Annotated in this window: 17 protein-coding genes and 1 tRNA gene; 8 read left to right on the top strand and 10 right to left on the bottom strand. The window is 67.5% G+C overall.

Annotated elements, in window-relative coordinates; genetic code table 11:
* Positions 1 to 172 precede the first annotated feature (172 nt).
* Both LQ938_RS01480 and LQ938_RS01475 read left to right on the top strand, forming a co-directional pair.
* A complete protein-coding gene (locus tag LQ938_RS01480) occupies positions 173 to 868 on the top strand; it encodes a helix-turn-helix transcriptional regulator (RefSeq protein ID WP_223722297.1) in 696 nt (231 codons plus the stop codon).
* The gene (locus LQ938_RS01475; protein WP_223722296.1) at positions 865 to 2,160 is read left to right on the top strand and encodes a HipA domain-containing protein; all 1,296 of its coding nucleotides are present in this window, start codon (positions 865 to 867) and stop codon (positions 2,158 to 2,160) included. The genes LQ938_RS01480 and LQ938_RS01475 overlap by 4 nt, the downstream gene beginning before the upstream one ends.
* A gap of 133 nt (positions 2,161 to 2,293) precedes the next feature.
* Here LQ938_RS01475 and LQ938_RS01470 read toward each other — a convergent pair whose 3' ends face one another.
* Complete coding sequence (locus tag LQ938_RS01470; RefSeq protein WP_223722295.1) at positions 2,294 to 2,755, bottom strand: hypothetical protein; 462 nt, start codon at positions 2,753 to 2,755, stop codon at positions 2,294 to 2,296.
* 163 nt (positions 2,756 to 2,918) lie between these two features.
* Entirely contained in the window at positions 2,919 to 3,611 is a 693-nt protein-coding gene (locus tag LQ938_RS01465) for a hypothetical protein (protein WP_223722294.1), read from the bottom strand.
* Positions 3,612 to 4,732: 1,121 nt separating this feature from the next.
* Here LQ938_RS01465 and LQ938_RS01460 point away from each other — a divergent pair.
* A complete protein-coding gene (locus LQ938_RS01460; RefSeq protein ID WP_223722293.1) occupies positions 4,733 to 5,170 on the top strand; it encodes a hypothetical protein in 438 nt (145 codons plus the stop codon).
* On the top strand, positions 5,167 to 5,451 hold the full coding sequence (locus tag LQ938_RS01455; RefSeq protein ID WP_223722292.1) for a hypothetical protein: 285 nt from the start codon (positions 5,167 to 5,169) through the stop codon (positions 5,449 to 5,451). Before LQ938_RS01460 ends, LQ938_RS01455 begins: the two co-directional genes overlap by 4 nt.
* Positions 5,452 to 5,568: 117 nt before the next feature.
* Here LQ938_RS01455 and LQ938_RS01450 read toward each other — a convergent pair.
* Positions 5,569 to 5,658, bottom strand: a tRNA-Ser gene (locus LQ938_RS01450).
* 51 nt (positions 5,659 to 5,709) lie between these two features.
* Positions 5,710 to 6,564 carry an LLM class F420-dependent oxidoreductase gene (locus LQ938_RS01445; protein WP_223722291.1) on the bottom strand — a complete coding sequence of 285 codons (855 nt, stop codon included), beginning with the start codon at positions 6,562 to 6,564 and terminating at the stop codon, positions 5,710 to 5,712.
* Positions 6,565 to 6,802: 238 nt separating this feature from the next.
* Between LQ938_RS01445 and LQ938_RS01440 the strand changes: the two genes are divergently transcribed.
* A complete protein-coding gene (locus LQ938_RS01440) occupies positions 6,803 to 7,753 on the top strand; it encodes an L-lactate dehydrogenase (protein ID WP_223722290.1) in 951 nt (316 codons plus the stop codon).
* A gap of 5 nt (positions 7,754 to 7,758) precedes the next feature.
* Positions 7,759 to 8,499 (top strand): creatininase family protein, encoded by a 741-nt coding sequence (locus LQ938_RS01435; RefSeq protein WP_223722289.1) that lies wholly within the window; start codon positions 7,759 to 7,761, stop codon positions 8,497 to 8,499.
* A gap of 60 nt (positions 8,500 to 8,559) precedes the next feature.
* On the opposite strand, the gene LQ938_RS01430 is transcribed toward LQ938_RS01435, so the two are convergent.
* From LQ938_RS01430 to LQ938_RS01410, 5 genes are all read right to left on the bottom strand, one after another.
* Entirely contained in the window at positions 8,560 to 10,182 is a 1,623-nt protein-coding gene (locus LQ938_RS01430; protein WP_223722288.1) for a dipeptide ABC transporter ATP-binding protein, read from the bottom strand.
* Entirely contained in the window at positions 10,179 to 10,976 is a 798-nt protein-coding gene (locus LQ938_RS01425; protein ID WP_223722287.1) for an ABC transporter permease, read from the bottom strand. The genes LQ938_RS01430 and LQ938_RS01425 overlap by 4 nt, the downstream gene beginning before the upstream one ends.
* Positions 10,973 to 11,995, bottom strand: a complete 1,023-nt coding sequence (locus LQ938_RS01420; protein ID WP_223722286.1) for an ABC transporter permease — start codon at positions 11,993 to 11,995, stop codon at positions 10,973 to 10,975. Before LQ938_RS01420 ends, LQ938_RS01425 begins: the two co-directional genes overlap by 4 nt.
* Positions 11,995 to 13,605: an ABC transporter substrate-binding protein gene (locus LQ938_RS01415; protein WP_223722285.1), complete on the bottom strand. Its 1,611-nt coding sequence runs from the start codon at positions 13,603 to 13,605 to the stop codon at positions 11,995 to 11,997. The genes LQ938_RS01420 and LQ938_RS01415 overlap by 1 nt, the downstream gene beginning before the upstream one ends.
* A gap of 64 nt (positions 13,606 to 13,669) precedes the next feature.
* A complete protein-coding gene (locus LQ938_RS01410; RefSeq protein WP_223722284.1) occupies positions 13,670 to 14,872 on the bottom strand; it encodes a metal-dependent hydrolase family protein in 1,203 nt (400 codons plus the stop codon).
* 250 nt (positions 14,873 to 15,122) lie between these two features.
* Between LQ938_RS01410 and LQ938_RS01405 the strand changes: the two genes are divergently transcribed.
* Both LQ938_RS01405 and LQ938_RS01400 read left to right on the top strand, forming a co-directional pair.
* Complete coding sequence (locus LQ938_RS01405; protein WP_223722283.1) at positions 15,123 to 15,623, top strand: PPC domain-containing DNA-binding protein; 501 nt, start codon at positions 15,123 to 15,125, stop codon at positions 15,621 to 15,623.
* Between the two features lie 44 nt (positions 15,624 to 15,667).
* Complete coding sequence (locus LQ938_RS01400; RefSeq protein WP_223722282.1) at positions 15,668 to 16,420, top strand: GntR family transcriptional regulator; 753 nt, start codon at positions 15,668 to 15,670, stop codon at positions 16,418 to 16,420.
* A gap of 54 nt (positions 16,421 to 16,474) precedes the next feature.
* On the opposite strand, the gene LQ938_RS01395 is transcribed toward LQ938_RS01400, so the two are convergent.
* Complete coding sequence (locus tag LQ938_RS01395) at positions 16,475 to 16,963, bottom strand: nucleoside deaminase (RefSeq protein WP_223722281.1); 489 nt, start codon at positions 16,961 to 16,963, stop codon at positions 16,475 to 16,477.
* Positions 16,964 to 17,111 lie beyond the last annotated feature (148 nt).

Below are 17,111 nucleotides of genomic sequence, written 5' to 3'. Positions count from 1 at the left end.
CGCACCGTAGCCGACGGCCTCTAGTCCCCGCGACGAACTTCCAGTGGGAGGACGTAACGCCTGCGACATTCGTGACGTCGTCGGCACAACCCGGTCGCCCACGCCGAGGCCGCCGCGCGGGACGCCGTCGTCACCATGCGCCTGCCCATCACTGAACGGGCAGGCGAGATACGTGTTGCATTTTTCGCACACCCGCGTGATGGTTGATTTACTTCACATCCAGAAGATGGTATGTTTTTCTAACACAGTGACACTGTTATATTTTCTTGACACGAATCGGGCGGTCGACGTGAAGCTGCAGTCCCCATCGGATCTCGCCCGACTAGTGAAGAACGCGCGCGCGCAACGGAGCCTCACCCAGCAGGAGGTCGCCGACGCCGTCGGCATCACTCGCCAGTCGCTTGCCCGCGTCGAACGCGGCCACGGCGGCGTCTCCTTCGACACCGTGTTGCTCATCCTCGACCAGCTCGACATCCACCTGGAAGCCACCCCGAAACGTCGCATTCTTACCCCCGCTGCGGCCACCACAACGAACGCCGCCCAGGCCGCGGCAGCCGCACTGGTCAAGCGCATCAACCCGTCGATCTCCTCCGGTGCCCTCGATGCACTCAACAAGCAGATCCTGCCCCAGATCGGCCCTGCGCTCCTTCCCAAGTTCGACACATCGAGCATCATGAAGCAGATCGAAGCTCACCTCGACTCGGCCGCACTCGCATCCATCCTCAAAGCCACCCGAGGCCTCACCGAGAGCCTTACCCTCCCCGGGTCCGTCCTCTACAGCGCGCCGCGAGCGGTGGAAGTCGGCGCCGAACCCGCCAAGAAGATTGAACCGGATGCTGAATCGAATACCGCAGGGCATACCGAATGATCCGCACCCTTGACGTGTACCTCTACGACGTCCGCGTCGCCACAATCAGCCGACGGGGCGCGAATCTGCAACTGCGCTATCTGCCCGAGTACGTCGAGTCGGAGAACCCTGTCCCCATTTCTGTGACGCTCCCCGTCGTCGCGACCACGTTTGGGAACGGCGACACCACGCGGTTCCTCGATAACCTCCTCCCCGATCGCGCCGATGTTCGCACTCGCTGGGCGCGGGAAGCGAAGCTGACCAGCGACAGCACCTTCGATCTGCTCACCGCCTACGGCGCCGACGTCGCCGGCGCGCTTGAGTTCTACCCTGCGGGCACAGCTCCCCGGCAGGAAGAGAACCTGACGCCCGTGACCGAGAAGGAGATCGGCGACCGCATCCGGCAGATCCGTCGCGACGACTCCGACTGGCTGCAGCACCGCGCCGCCGAAGAAGGCTTTTCACTCGGTGGCGCACAGGGGAAGTTTGCACTCACCCTTCGCGACGGCCAGTGGTACGAGCCCTCCGGTCGGCAGCCGTCGACGCACATCTTCAAGCCGGGCATCCACCCCCTGCCCGGCTCTGATGTCACCGAGCACATCACACTGCAGGTCGCGCGCTTGCTCGGGATTGAGGCGGCCGCCTCCACCATCGGTGAGTTCGACGGCGATCACGTCCTCATCGTGGAACGCTTCGACCGTTTCGACGTGGACGGTGCCATCAACCGAATCCACCAGGAAGACCTCGCACAAGCCACCGGAACCTCGCACGTCCAGAAGTACGAGGCCGACGGAGGCCCCGGCTATCGCGACATCTTCGCCGTCCTCGACCGCAACCTCAGCGCCACCGACGCTAAGGCAGCCAAGGAGCGGTTCGTGAAACTGTTCGTCTTTTCCTGGATCATCGGACACAACGACGGCCATTCCAAGAACTACTCCCTCACCCACGTAGCCGGCCGTAGCGTGCTCGCTCCGTTCTACGACCTCAACAGCTCGCTCCCGTTCACGCTGCCCGAGCAGGTCCTCGCCCACGACCCCGCAGTTTTCGACAACATTGAACTCGCCTTCACCGTCGACGCGGTGAACACGCTCGGCACATTCGGCGCCAGCAGCGTGCTGCGCCTCGAAGTCGACGCGCAGCTGCCCGAAGGACACCTGCGCGATTTCGCACTCCGGGTAGCCGCGACCCTCCAACCCGTCGTTGCCGCCGTCATCGAACAGCTCCCCGACCACCTAAAGCAACTTCAAGCCGTCATGCTCTACCCGCACGCCACTTACACGCGGGCGCGGAGAGTCATCGACACCCTCTCCTGAAGAGCCAACCACCGCGCCCGGCCTCGTAGCGCCGGCGTGAGGAACGAACTGGTGACAGGTCAAGTTGACACCGATTCGTTCCTCACGCCCGTTAGCCAGTAGAGCTACCGCGCACGGCAGGACTCGAACGCGGTCAGGACGATCCTGGCGGCGACGATCCTGTGAACAGCCGCGCCCGAGTGGATACTTGCCGCGCATCGGAGACCGGGATTGCACCGGACACTGCATCGGGCTCGAGATAGAAGTAGGCGCCGGTCTGTCCGTCCAGCTGTACGCCGACCCAGAGGTAGCCGTTGTTGGCGAGTTCTTCCTTGGTTGCACATCCTGTAGCGCCCAGTTGTGGGTCGCTCAAGACCCGTATCGCGAGACAGATTGACGCCGGGCCTTCTCCTGTCGACGGCGATTTCGCGATCCAAACGCCGAAGTCCCCGTCGTTGGCCAGCCATCGACTGCTGTCCCTGTCCAGACTGATACCGCCGTTGGCTCCGGAGAGCAGGTCCTCGGCAGTTTGCTCGTCCGCGAACACCGCGAATTCGACGATCAGGTCTGCCGCGGAATGAGACGCGCTAGGGGCCTCTGAGGGAGGTACAAGCATCGCAAACGTCCTCGACGGGTTTTCGGTCGGCGCGGATGCACACCCCGCCACAACTCCGATCAGTCCCAAGAAAACGGCCGCGGTGATGAGCCCACGCCGTTTGCTGCACCATCGCCAGCCGGAGATGGTGCAGCAAACGTGCTTTATCGCGTAGCGAACTGGCTCATTCCTCGTCGCTGAATGCGCTCAGTCGAGTGAGACTGACGCCCGTCGGAAGTTCGATCGTGGTTGCCGCACGCTTGCTGGTCAGGGCATGCTCGCGATAGAGGTTCTCCTGAACCTCTATTAGACCGGCTCCGTCGATCGCGGTCTCTTCGGGCAGCAGGTACACCGGCTCGGTGTACCCGTCCGGGCCAGATATAGCTAGGGAGAGGCCCTCGGTCGCAAACTGCTCGACGCTTGCCCGGGCAACGGCCGTAACCCCATCGAGCCCCGACGCAATCAGTGCGATCTCACCGCCTTCCGACAAACCGATCCAGTAATCGGCCGACCCTACAGCTCCAAGACTGCGCACCGTGCTGACATCCACGTCGTCCGTGATGGCCGCTTCGATATCCTTGCTGAGGTCGTCACCGGAGTCGGCAATTTCGCCGAGCACAGGTAGCGCTGCGACTGCGTCATCGATCGCGGTTTCGTTTTGTGCATGAGCCGGTCCCGCAATTCGCATCGCGCCGGTTCCTCCCCAGCGATCGACCTTTAGCGAGACGGTTCCCGGGTCGCTCGGGTCAAGCGCGTAATCCCAACGCCCGTAACTCCTGTAGGAGCCCAGGCCGTGAATAACGGCCACCGTCGTTCCATTTGACGAAGATTGAATGGAGCCACTTCGGGCGAACGTCACCGCGTTTTTCCCGGGCACCCATCCTGTGTACGAGGTACGCGTTCCGCTGATGCTTGCCGAGGCCGTGGGCCCGTACCACGTGAGCTGCTTCGCAGAATTGTTCGTGTAGACCGCCGCCCATGCCGCGTGAGCAGGAACGCTCGCAAATAGCGCGCTGATCACGGTAAGGACAGCAACGCCGGCTGCGCTCACCCTCCAGCGCGTACGACTCTTCGTACCCATGAATCCCTCAATTCGAATGTCGGAAAGACCGCGTAAAACAGTTGTAAGCGCGCCTACCCCGCTGATGGGAAAGTAGGGCCGCCGAGCCGGCGCGTCTATGCAAACCGGCGCTGATCCGTCACGAAACGTAATTGGGAAGCGACGCCGGGGGTGGCGATTGAGGGTTCGACAGACGCGTGCTCGACGCTCGGCACTGTTACTCGAGCTACAGACCCATCGCGCTTGGTCGAGTGACCTGTCACCTATCCGTGCAGCAGTCCTTCCGTCGCGTTCGGAAGGGGCGTTCCAATTGTGGTTTTCGCGGTGGTGTTTGCCGTCGGCTCGCTGAGCGCGGCGTCTGTCGCACAAGCGGATGAGGGCGACGATGTCGCAGCAGTTAGCCAACAGGCCCTCGACGCTGCTGAGCTGCCCAGCGTCCTCCTTCCTGCTAGCTCGACGCCAGGTGTCGCAGCGGAAGGAGATGTCGCGGGGGTCTCAGTCTCACTCCCCGAAGATCCGCACGACGGAATCGTGGTCACGGGAGATGCCAGCGAGCCGATCTCCATCACGCTCCCACTTGCGGCTGCGAGCGACACTGCTCAGATCAGTAACGCCGTGGTGACGTATGGAGGCGATTCCGCATCCACCGTTCCGTTGGTTGCGGAGAACGGCACTGTGCAGATTCTGTCGGTTCTCTCTGACCCAAGTGCGCCGTCGGAGTTCTCCTATGTGATCCGCGCCGAATCTGGAGGATCGCTTTCTCCCACCGATGATGGTGGCTTCACCGTGCTTGACGCGGCGGGGGGCGAGCTGGCGACCGCCACGGCTCCATGGGCAAAGGATGCCACGGGAGCGCGGTACCCACCCACTACATTGTCTCGGGTAACACCGTAACCCGAGTCGTAGACCCGAGCGGCCTGTCGGCCGACCAGTACCCGGTGGTAGCGGACCCGGCCCTTTCGGTGAGCGGTTACGAGTACGTCGCAGTCAACGTAACTACAAAGACGCAGCAGCCGAACTACAACAAGCTGATCTGCGGGTGTCGAATCGGGGCCGCAAACTCAACATGCACAATTACAGGTAGCTACACGGCGAGCGCAACCGTAAACGCCTCCCTGGGTATTTCAGCACAACAGGTCGCATCGACTCTGGGGATCTCGGTTACCGCGAGCGTGACAGGCTCTATGGGGTGCACCTCTCCGAAGCTTTCGGCAGGTACGTCGTACAAGGCTTACGTCATGGGTACATATCGGTACTTCACGCTGCAGAAGTGGAAGGTCTCGAAGAACGGAGGCGTCACTGCACGCAAGCTCGATTCGACCGCCTATAACCAGGTGGCCTTCAGCCCGATCAACATGATTTACTGCACAAAATGAAAACATCCACGCTTGCCAGCGCTTGGCCACGAATCAGCTACTGGGCTCTCTGGGTCATAGGCGTGATCGGAATCATAGTCGGCATCATTCTCCTGTCGGCCGGGAGCACCGTCGAGTGGGTCCCGACCGGTGTCCCGGATACCTACGAGGCACACCCACTGAGCCTCGTACCTGTCGGAGCCGCGCTGACAGCCGGTGGATCTCTCGTCATCGTGACTCTCCTAATCCTGGAAGCATTCGTCGGTCCGCTGCACCGTCGAGGTGATGAAGGCGCAGACTGACGAAGCCTCACTACGTGGTCTGCAGGCAGCACACAGCGGGGCCGCGGACCCACCCCTGACCGTCAGCGAGAAGGCCCCGATTCCCGCGTGATTCCGCGGATCTCGGGGCCTTCTCGGTGGCGGTGACGGTGGGATTTGAACCCACGGTAGGGGTGAACCTACACAACATTTCGAGTGTTGCACCTTCGGCCGCTCGGACACGTCACCGCCGGAAAGCTTACGTCAGGTTCCGGGGAGCCGCCAATCGGCGGCGATCCGCTACTTCACGAGGGCCGCGGTCTGCGCGATCACGTCGACCGCGCGGGACGGCTCATCGATGCCGGCGGCGAAGACGTACGTCGCCGTGAACCCCGCCGCAGCGAGATCATCGACGCGGGAGGCGACCGCATCCGGCGTCGATCCGGGGTTGATCGCGATCATCGCGGTCTTCTCGATCTCGTCGTAGTCGCGGCCGACCGCCGCGCAGTGCTCACGCAACACGTCGAGCTTGTGCGTCGGCACGCCCTCCATCGCGCTCAGGTTGCACGCGTCGGCGTACTGGGCCACCAGCTTGAGGGTCTTCTTCTCTCCCCCGCCGCCGATCATCAGGTACGGCTTCGTGACGTTCTGCGGCGAGTTCAGCGTGCGCTCGAGCTGCCAGATCGCTCCCTCGTAGGGCTCTTCCGAGTCCGACCACATCTGCAGACAGATCTGCAGGGTCTCCTCGAGCTCGCGGAAGCGCTGCGCGACCGGCGGGAACGGGAATCCGAGACCCTTGCACTCCTCCTCATTCCACGCCGCCCCGATCCCGAGGCCCACGCGCCCACCCGACAGCACATTGAGGGTCGAGATCTGCTTCGCCAGCAGCGACGGATGCCGATAGATCACGCCCGTGACGAGCGTGTGCAGCAGCGCCTTCTCGGTGTGCGCCGCGATGAAGCCGAGCGTGGCGTACGCCTCGAGCATCTCGTGCTCGACCGGCCCGATACCCGGCAGCTGCCAGAAGTGGTCCATGACCGTGATGCGCTGGATGCCCGCCGCCTCGGCGTTCCGCACATGCGCCGCGAGCGCCGGACCGAGCTGAGCGGAGCCGCTCTTCCAAGTGAAGTCCGCGATGTGGATACCGAATTCCATGCGAAGTCCGTCCCGGGCGGATGCCGCATCCGCCCTCCGCAGATCAGGCTACGACCGCGACGGCCGCCGCGGCGGCGATTTCGCGAGGGTCATCACCGGTCCCCAGGTTCGCCAACTCCTCCAATTCCGCGCGCGCGGCGCCTGCCATCGCGTGTGCGCGGCGTATTGGAGGAGTTAGCCGGGATTACTCACGGCTCCGGCGCTCGCCCCGATGTCCGGGCGCTGACAGACTGAAGCCATGTCTGCGATCGAGAACTCCAAGCTCACCGTTGTCGGCGCCGGAAGCGTCGGCTCCAGCGTCGCCTACGCCGCCCTCATCCGCGGTTCCGCCCGTCACATCGCTCTCTACGACATCGCCACCGCGAAGGTCGACGCCGAAGTGCTCGACCTCGCCCACGGCACCCAGTTCACCGGCTCGAGCGACATCACCGGCGGCAGCGACCTGTCGGTCGTCGAAGGCTCGCACGTCGTCGTCATCACGGCCGGCGCGAAGCAGAACCCGGGCCAGACCCGCATCGAACTCGCCGGCACCAACGCCCGCATCCTGAAGACGATGCTGCCCCAGCTGCTCGAGGTCGCCCCGAACGCCATCTACGTCATCGTCACGAACCCCTGCGACGTGCTGACCGTCCTCGCACAGGAGTCCACCGGCCTGCCGCCCGAGCGCATCTTCGCCTCGGGCACGGTGCTGGACACCTCCCGGCTGCGGTGGAAGCTCGCGCAGCGTGCCGGCGTCTCGCCCTCGAGCGTGCACGCGCACATCGTCGGTGAGCACGGCGACACCGAGTTCCCGCTGTGGTCGGCCGCCAGCATCGGCACCGTCCCCGTGCTCGACTGGCAGACCGCCGAGCACCCGCGGATGACCCCCGACGAGCTCGACGAGATCGCCGTCGACGTCCGCGACGCCGCCTACAAGGTCATCCTCGGAAAGGGCGCGACGAACTACGCGATCGGCCTCTCGAGCGCCCGCATCGTCGAGGCGATCCTGCACGACGAGCACGCGGTCATGCCGGTGTCGACCGTGCTGAACGACTACCACGGCATCAGCGGTGTCGCCCTCTCGGTGCCCTCGATCGTCAGCGCGTCCGGCGCGTTCCCGATCCCCGAGACGGCCTACAGCGAGCGCGAGCTGGAGCTGCTCCGCCACTCGGCGCAGGAGCTGCGGACGGTCGCCGACTCGCTACGCTGAGGCGTGTGATCGAGCTCGCCCACGCATCCTGGACCGACGTCGCAGAGTTCCTCGGAACGGGATCCCGGGTCGCGGTTCTGCCGTTCGGCGCGCTCGAGCAGCACGGCCCGCACCTTCCGCTGTCGACCGACACGATCCAGGCGGATGCGGTCGCCCGACGCCTCGCGGAACGCCTCGACGCGGCCCTCCTTCCGGCCATCCCGCTCGGCAACACGTGGAGCAACGATGCCCTCCCGGGCACCGTGTCGCTCAGCGCCGATACCGTGACGGCGATCTGCGCGGATGTGGCCGCCGCGGTCGAGCGCGCGGGGTTCGCGATGCTGGTCGTCGTGAACGGCGACTTCGGCAACCGGGTGCCGCTGCAGCGCGCCGCGGAATCCTTCGCGGCACGTGACGCAATGCCGGTGATCGTGCTCGACTACCCGGGTCTCGTCGAGATCGGCGACGCCGTGAAGGAGTCGCCCTGGGCGGCGCCCGGGCTCTGCCACGCCGACGAGCTCGAGACGTCGATGGTGCTGGCTGCCGCCCCCGCGCTCGTTCAGCGGGAGCGGATGGCGCCGGAGTACCCGGAACTGCCCGCCGATTTCGGGCTGCGCCAGATGGCGCTCGCTCCCCTGTCGCGCACCGGCGTGTTCGGCGACCCGCGCCCGGCCACGGCGGAGAAGGGCGAGCGGATCTTCGCCCACGTCGTCGACGAGAGCGAGCGGATCGTGCGCCGCGTGCAGGCCGCCCTCGAGCGCGCCTGACGCGGGTCAGACGGCGAGCGCGCCTGACGCGAGTCAGATGGCCTGCGCGCCTGACGCGAATCAGACGGCCTGTGCGCCGGGGATCGCCCCGATGAGTTCGCGCGTGTAGGGGTCGCCGGGTTCGGAGAAGATCCGCTCGGCGGTCGCCTGTTCGAGGATGCGACCCCCGCGCATCACCGCCACGCGATCGGAGATCTGCCGGATCACGCCCAGGTCGTGCGAGATGAACAGGTACGTGAGCGCGTACTCCGCCTGCAGGTCGACGAGCAGCTGCAGCACCTGCTCCTGCACCGACACGTCGAGGGCCGACACCGGTTCGTCGAGCACGACGAGCTCGGGGCGGAGCGCGAGCGCCCGCGCGATCGCGACACGCTGCCGTTGACCGCCCGACAACTGCGCCGGCCGCCGCGAGAGCAGCTCGGGGGCGAGGCGCACCTGCGCGAGAAGGTCCTTCACGATCGAGATGCGCTCACCGCGGGCGACTCCGAACGCGTGCAGCGGTTCGGCGATGATCCGGGCGACCGTCATCCGCGGATCGAGCGACCCGAACGGGTTCTGGTAGACCACCTGGATGCGCCGGCGCAGCTGACGGAGCGCCGCCCCGTTCAGATCGGTGATGTCGGCGCCGTCGAAGACGATGCTGCCGGTGTCGGACGCGATGATCCGCGCCACCATCCGCGCCGTCGTGCTCTTACCCGACCCGGATTCGCCGACGAGCGAGAACGTGCTGCCGCGGGGAACGTCGAACTCGACGGCGTCGACCGCGCGCAGGGCTTTCGCCCCCGTGCCGTAGGTCTTGCCGAGACCCGTGACCCGGAGGAGGGGCTCTGCGGTGGCGCCCTCGGATGCGGATGCGGCTCCCGACACGACCCCCGCGGACGGCTGGAGCCGGCGGCTGTTCAGCCCGGGCGCGGCGGCCACGAGGCGCTGCGTGTACGGATGCGAGGGAGAGGAGAGCACGTCCGACGCGAGACCGCTCTCGACGATCACGCCCTTCTCGACCACGACGATCCGGTGCGCGCGATCGGCCGCGACCGCGAGATCGTGGGTGACCAGCAGCACGGCGGTGCCGTGCGCCAGCGCGAGCGCCTGCATCCGGTCGAGCACGTGACGTTGCACGGTCGCGTCGAGCGCGCTCGTGGGTTCGTCGGCGATCACGAGGTCCGGTTCGCAGGCCCACGCGATTCCGATCAGGATGCGTTGACGCAGGCCCCCCGACAGTTCGTGCGGGTACTGGTGCGCGCGGAGCGCCGGGTCGGGCACGCCGACTTCGCCGATGATCTCGACCGCGCGCGCGGCCGCATCCGCCCGGGACAGCCCGCGGTGTCGACGCAGCGTCTCCGCGATCTGCTCGCCGACCCGCATCAGCGGGTTGAGCGAGTGCGACGGGTCCTGCGGCACGAAGCCGATCCGTCCGCCTCGGATGCGGCGGAGCGCGCCGGTCGAGGTCTTCTGCAGGTCGGTGCCGTCGAAGACGATCGCCCCTCCCCGCACGTGCGCCTCGACCGGCAGCAGCCGCACGAGGGCGTGCGCGATCGTGCTCTTGCCCGATCCCGACTCGCCGACCACGGCGACGATCTCGCCGCGGTCGATCTCGAGATCGATGCCGCGGAGGGCCGCGTGCGCCCGACGACCGGTGCCGTAGTCGACGCGGAGTCCGGAGACGCGGAGCAGGGCGGTCATCGATCTCCTCCGATGAAACGGGCGACACGGTTAACCGACAGCACGACGGCGAGGATGACGGCACCCGGCAGCAGGCTCAGCCAGGGCGCGGTGGCGACGAAGTCGCGTCCGGCCGACACGAGCGAACCCCACTCCGGGGCGGGCGGCTGGGCACCGAAGCCGAGGAAGCTCAGCGCCGAGACCGCGAGGATGGCGAGGGCGAGCTCGAGCGAGGCCATCGCGATGATCGGGCGGGCGGCGTTCGGCAGCACGTGCCGCACAAGCACCGCCGGACCCCGTGCGCCGAGGGTGCGCGCGGCCTCCACGTACTCCTCACCCCGCACGCGCAGCACCTGCGCGCGCATGACGCGGGCGAACGATCCGGCCGTCCCGAGCCCGACGCCGAGGGCGATCGAGAGCGGGCCGAACCCGAGCGAGGCAACGACGATGAGGGCCAGCAGGATGCCGGGGATCGCGATGAGCACGTCGATGAAGCGCATCGTCACGAAGTCGACGGCGCCGCCGACGTAGCCGGTCACCAGGCCGACGATCGATCCGACCAGCACGCCGCCGATCACGGCGAGGGCGGCGGATGTCAGCGACAACTGCGCACCGTAGATCACGCGCGAGAAGACGTCGCGCGCGAGATGATCGGTGCCGAAGAGGTGCTCGAGGCTCGGAGCGCCGAGCCTCGCCGTGCCGACCGAGTCGTACGGGTCGTAGGGGGCCAGCAGCTGCGGCGCGATCATCGCGACGACGGTCACGAGGAGCACGAGCAGCGAGAGCAGAAGACCGGGCTTGCGGAGGACGCTCATCGCGTCACCACCTTCCGACCACCGAGGCGGGTGCGGGTGCGGGGGTCGATGACCCCGTAGAGGCCGTCGACGACGAGGGTGACCACCGCGTAGACGATCGCGACGACCACGACGACGCCCATCACGACGTTGACGTCACGGGCGAGCACGGCGTCCACCGTGAGACGCCCGATTCCGTCGCGAGAGAAGACGGTCTCCACGACCGCCGTGCCCCCGGCGAGGTAGCCGATCTGCAACCCGATGATCGTGATGGAGGGCAGCAGGGCGTTCCGGAGCACATGGCGCACCACCACGGTGCGCTGGGCGAGGCCCTTCGCGTTCGCGGTGAAGACGAAGGGACTCGCGCCGGCGTCGAAGACGGCGGCCGAGAACACCTGGAAGAAGATGGCGCCCGTCGGCAGCGCGAGGGTGATGCCGGGCAGCACGACCGAGACGAACCCGTTCGTGCCGGATGCGGGGAACCACCCGAGCCCGAACGAGAACACGCTGATCAGGACGAGGCCGCTGAGGAACGCGGGGATCGCGATGCCGAGCGGGGGGATGCCGGTCACGACGTTCCGCATCCATGCCGGGCGGGCGACGTACGCCCACACCGTGAAGGCGAGTGCCACCAGGAAGCCGACGACCAGCGCGAAGACGGCGACCGCCGCGGTGTTCGGGAAGGCGCGGCCGATCATGTCGACGACGGGCTGACCCGTCGCGATCGACACCCCGAGGTCGCCCCGGAACAGACCGAGGAAGTTCACCAGGTACTGCTGCCAGACCGGCCCGTCGAGCCCGTATCGCGCACGGAGCGCGTCGAGCTCGACGGGGTCGGTCGAGGTGGCATCCCCGCCGCGCAACGAGAGCGCGGCGAGGACAGGGTCGCCGGGCAGCGCGTGGATCAGCACGAAGGCGACGGTGTAGGTCGCCCAGACCACGAAGAGGCACTGAAGGATCTTCGGGATCAGGAAGCGCGCGACGGCTGCCGCACGACCTCCTCCGCTCGCTGTTCGCACGCGCTGCGCCGGCACGGTCATCAGTCGGAGACCACCGCAGTGTCGTACAGGTGCAGGCGCGCGGCCGAGTCGAAGGTGATTCCTTCGACGCCGGCACGCGAGCCGTGCAGCTGCACGGTCTCGAGCGTGGGGATCACGTAGGCGCGCTCCGCGACGATCTGCTGGATCTCGGCGACGATGTCCTGGCGGGCGTCGACGTCGGCCGTCTGGGACTGCTCCTGCAGGAGGCCCTCGAGCTCCGCGTCGTCGACGATGCCCCAGCGGGATGCCGACGAGGTCGACAGCAGGGTGCGCAGCGCATCCGGGTCGGTGCGGGTGAGGCCGGCGCCGAGCATGTCGTATTCGCCGGAGGCGATCGCACCGAAGAAGTCACCCGAGGAGACCATGTTGAGCTGCAGGTCGATGCCGACCTCGCGGAGCTGGATCTGCGCGGCCTCGAGCACGTCCTGTGCGTAGAAGGCGGTGACGGTGACGGTCAGCGGCTGGCCGTCCTTCTCGTAGATGCCGTCGGCACCGAGCGTCCAGCCATCGCCCTCGAGCAGCTCCTTCGCGCCGTCGGCGTCGTAGGCGAGCGTGTCACCGAGGTCGACGTAGCCGGGGGTCGACGACGTCAGCACGCTCGTGGGCGCCTGGCCGCTGATCGAGCCGGTCAGCACGTTGATCTGGTCGCGGTCCAGGCCCTTGCTGATCGCCTGGCGCACGGCCTCATCGGCGAGCACGCCGCGGCTCGTGTTGATGACCAGCGAGTTCGGAACTCCCGGGTTGGCCTTGGCGTAGAGGTGGTAGTCGTCGGAGGAGAACCGCGACTCGTCGACGTAGGGGACGTCCTGGATGACGTCGTACTCGCCCGACTCGAGACCGCCCGTACGAACGCTCGGCTCGGCGATGATCGGGAAGCTTACGGAGTCGAGGTACGCCTCGCCCTGGTGGCCGCGGAGCTCGGACGCCCAGTCGTAGCCGGCGCGCTTGACGATCTCGACCGAGTCGTTCGGCACGTAGGAGTCGAGCACGAACGGACCGGTTCCGACGACCGACTGGCAGCGGTCCTCGGAGGATGCGGCCACCGTGTCGGCCGAGAGGAGGCCGAGCGAGATGGTCGTCGCGCCCTGCTGGAACTGCACGTTCGGCGCCGAGAAGGCGACGGTGAAGTGCGTGTCGTCGGTGACCTCGGTGCCGGCGTAGCCCGCGAGGTAGCCGTTGGCGAGCGACGCGGATGCGCCGAGCGCGACGATCGCGTCGAAGTTCGCGGCCACGACGTCGGAGGTGAGCGCCGTTCCGTCGCTGAAGGTCACGCCGTCGCGCAGCGTGAAGCTGTAGGAGGTGAGGTCATCGCTCACGTCCCATTCGCTCGCGAGCCACGGCACGATCTCGCCGGTGTCGGGGTTCTGGTCGAGCAGCGAGTCCGTCAGCTGACGGCCGATGTTCAACGACGTGGTGAGCGACGTCTGCTGCGGGTCGAGGCAGGTGGGATCACCGGCGATCGCGAAGGAGATGTCCTGGGCGACGTCGGCGCCGGGGGTCGCGGACGAATCGGCGCTTCCGGCGGAACAACCGGCGAGGGCGACGACCGACAGGCCGGCGATGAGCGGGACGGCGAGGCGCCGGAATCCGCGGGTTCGAGAGTGGGTCACTGTGTCTCCTTGATGCCGATGAGGCAGATTCGGGGTGGGGCTGTGTTGCAGGGGGATGCGACCGCTACGCCGGAAGGGCGCCGGCCACGAGCTCGCCGCGGGCAACGACGGCCACGATGTTCTCGGTTCTGAGGTCGTCGATGTTCTGCCACGGCGTACCGCGCACGACGACGAAGTCTGCGCCGTGGCCGGGCTGCAGCCGGCCGACGGTGCCGGTGAGGCGGATGGCGTCCGCCGCATCCGACGTACCTGCCTGCAGCGCTCGCTCGGAGGTCCACCCGAACGCGCGCTTCATCAGGCGGAGCTCTTCGAGCTGGTCGCCGAATCGCACCATGACGCCGTTGGCGTCGGTGCCGAGCACGAACCGGATGCCGGCCGCTGCGGCGCCGACGAAGTTGTGGTCGCGTTCGGTCACGACGGCGCGGGCCTTCTCGGCGGCGTCCTCGCTGACGGCGATGCGACGGTCGGCGATCGCGTCGTTGATGAGCAGCGTCGGGGCCACCGGAAGGTTGCGCTCCAGGAGCGTCTCCCAGTGCCGTTCCTCGATGCCGGTGCCGTGCTCGATGGAGTCGACCTCGAACTCGAGGGCGATGTCGACGCCCTCGGCCGTGTGCGTATGGGCAGCCACGAGCATGCCGAGCGCGTGCGCCTCGTCGACGGTCGCCGCGATCTCCTGGCGAGTCTGGTTGCGCCAGCCGACCTTGTCGCCGATCGAGAGCACCCCGCCGCTCGTGAAGATCTTGATGCCGTCGGCTCCCGATCGCGCCCACTGGCGCACGAGCTTGCGGCACTCATCGGGCGAGTCGGCCACGGGCGGGCGGTGCGGGTAGTGCGGCGGGACGAAGAGATCGCCGTGCCCCGCCGTCATGCCGACGGCGCCGTGCACGAGCAGTCGCGGGCCGGGGATGAGGCCGGCCGCGAGCGCGCGAGCGGCGGAGAACTGCACGTCGCTGCCCGACAGGTCGCGGAGGGTGGTGACCCCGGCGGCGGCGGCGTTCCGCGCGTGCGCCACGACGTGCAGCGAACGCTCCGAGGCGGGGGTGATCAGTGGCCAGGTCATCCAGTCGCCGGCCGGCGCGCCCGCCGAGGCGTCGAGGTGCACGTGGGTGTCGATGAGGCCCGGGATGATGCTGAACTCGGACGGCGCGGCGGCCGTCGGCTGCACCGACGTGATGCGATCGCCCTGCCACGAGAGCGTCGCGGTGCCGCGGTCGCGGTCGCCGTCCCAGACGGGAAGGCCGGTGACGTGCTGTTCGCTCGCGGGCACGGGGAACTCCTTGAAGCAACGGTTGGATGAGGCAGCGGGGCCGGGCTCGGATCGCCCTGCTGGTCCGCCACCATACCCGCCGAGTCGCCCCACAGATCGACAAGTTGCGCTTCGTGACGCGAATATTTACGCGAACGAAACACTGCGACCCGCTGATTCATTGAGCCCGAACTCTGCCGGAAACCGAGTGTCGCTACAGTTTGCAGACACTTGTCGATAACTGGTTCCCCACCGAGATCGGAGCATTCCCATGCAGACCGCACAGGCGACCGTCGGCAGACGGATTCTGATCGTGTTGGAACCGGGCGACGAGGTCATCGGGTCGCTCGCCGAGGCGTGCCGTCGGCACGATGTGGCACAGGCGGTGATCTCGACCTTCAGCGGAGCGCTCCGCACCGCCCGCATCATCGCGTCCGAGGTGCCGGCCGCAAACCCCGAGCTTCCGATGCGCGAGGCCGTCACTGTCGCCTACACGGAGGGCACCGGTTCGGGCACCGTGACCCGAAGCGTGGACGGCGAGCCAGTCGTGCACGTCCACGTGGCGCTCGGCGAGAAGGACCGCGCCGGACGCGCGATCGCCGGCCACCTCCTCGAGGGCGAGACGCACTACGTCATCGAGGTCGTGCTGGACGAAATCCTCACCCCGCACCTGACCCGGCGGGTGCACGCCGGGTCGAGCGGCATCCCCATCCTGCACATCGCGGATGCGGCGGCAACCGCATCCGCCGCGCCGTCCGACTCGGCACGCTAGGCCATGATGGTTGCACTCGTGCCCGCACCTCGGAAGGTTCGCCCGTGACATACCTCCCGCTCCCCCGCCCGAACGGTGACGGTCCGCACCTCCGGGTGCTGCACGGCCTGCTGCGGTACGTCCGCGAAGCGGCCGAGAGCCGCACGCCCCTCCCGGGCGAGTTCGAGCTGACCGCGCGCCTCGAGTGCACCCGCCAGCAGTTGCGGAACGCCATGACGACCCTCGAGGCGCAGGGCATCGTGCGGCGCCGGCAGGGGTCGGTGACGACGGTCGATCCGATCGCGCTGCGACTGAGCGTGCGCCTCGAGGAGCAGTTCGAGCACGCCGAGCTCCTGGACCGGCTCGGGTATCAGGCCGAGGTCGAGACGCTGTCGTCGACCCTCACCGTGCTCGGCGCCGACGCGGGCGCGGTCATGGAACTCGCCGCCGACATGCCCGCTTTCGCGATCCGCAAACGCTGGCGCGCCGACGGCGCGGTCGCGATGATCGCCGATGACCTGCTGCCGCTGCCGGATCGGGTGGAGCCGCCGGCGCCGACCGAGTCGGTGTTCACCGCCGCCGCACGGGCGTGGGGCGAGCCCGTCATCTGGGAGGTGTCGACTCCCGGTGTGACGACGCTGCCGCCGGAGCTCGCCGAACTGTTCGAACGCCCGGCCGGCACGGCCGTCATGACGTTCGAGATCGTCGGGATCGGCGCGAGCGGACGGCGTCTCATGCACAGCATGGAGTACCACGACCCCGACATCGTGGCCTACTCGCTGGTGCGCACCGTGCGTCCGCCCTGGGGCGGCGCCTGAGCGAGGCCGGTCACGCGGCGTGGGGCGCTGCCTGAGCGAGGCCGCGTGGGGTGCTCAGCCCCAGAAGCCGATGTGGGCGCGGGCCGCTTCGTCTTCCAGCAGCGGCCCGACGACCTCGATCTTCCGCTGACCGCGGGCGAAGACCTCCCGGCACGGCAGCGAGAACGTCGGGTTCTCGGGGTGGTCGCCGGTCAGCTCGAGAAGACGGTGCTCGGAGAGCGCGTAGACGACCCGGTCGATGCCCGTCCAGTAGGCGGCACCCGCGCACATCGCGCACGGCTCGGCGCTCGTGAAGAGAGTGGACCCCGCCATCCCCTCGGCCCCCATCACGCGGAACGCCGCGGCGACCGCCTGGAGTTCGGCGTGCTGCGTCGGGTCACCCTCGGGCGGGAGCGAGTTATTGCCGAACGACGCGACTATCTCGCCGGCCGCGCTCACGACGATGGATCCGAACGGATGCGTTCCCGCGTCGCGGGCGCGCTCGGCCACCGCGATGCTCTCGCGCAGGAAACCGAGATCGGTCTCCGACAACTCCTGGGCCACGGCATCCTCCTTGTGAACAAGTGCTACGAAGCGATTTCCACTCTAGGCCCGCTGCCCCCGACAATCTGAGGATCCGGTTACGCCGGTGTTACAACCAGCGAACGACATTTCACCTACTTGTCAACAAGTCGTCGGATGCGGATAGCGT

It is taken from the genome of Microbacterium sp. cx-55, assembly GCF_021117345.1.
In the GTDB taxonomy this organism is placed as follows: Bacteria; Actinomycetota; Actinomycetes; order Actinomycetales; family Microbacteriaceae; genus Microbacterium.
This window is presented reverse-complemented; position numbering and strand designations above follow the sequence as displayed.

Bases quoted from the DNA above. Each gene is read 5' to 3' on its own strand.
- LQ938_RS01420 (WP_223722286.1), bottom strand. From the start codon at position 11,995: ATGACCGTGCCGGCGCAGCGCGTGCGAACAGCGAGCGGAGGAGGTCGT.
- LQ938_RS01455 (WP_223722292.1), top strand. From the start codon at position 5,167: ATGAAAACATCCACGCTTGCCAGCGCTTGGCCACGAATCAGCTACTGG.
- LQ938_RS01440 (WP_223722290.1), top strand. From the start codon at position 6,803: ATGTCTGCGATCGAGAACTCCAAGCTCACCGTTGTCGGCGCCGGAAGC.
- LQ938_RS01475 (WP_223722296.1), top strand. From the start codon at position 865: ATGATCCGCACCCTTGACGTGTACCTCTACGACGTCCGCGTCGCCACA.
- LQ938_RS01425 (WP_223722287.1), bottom strand. From the start codon at position 10,976: ATGAGCGTCCTCCGCAAGCCCGGTCTTCTGCTCTCGCTGCTCGTGCTC.
- LQ938_RS01430 (WP_223722288.1), bottom strand. From the start codon at position 10,182: ATGACCGCCCTGCTCCGCGTCTCCGGACTCCGCGTCGACTACGGCACC.
- LQ938_RS01405 (WP_223722283.1), top strand. From the start codon at position 15,123: ATGCAGACCGCACAGGCGACCGTCGGCAGACGGATTCTGATCGTGTTG.
- LQ938_RS01470 (WP_223722295.1), bottom strand. From the start codon at position 2,755: ATGCTTGTACCTCCCTCAGAGGCCCCTAGCGCGTCTCATTCCGCGGCA.
- LQ938_RS01445 (WP_223722291.1), bottom strand. From the start codon at position 6,564: ATGGAATTCGGTATCCACATCGCGGACTTCACTTGGAAGAGCGGCTCC.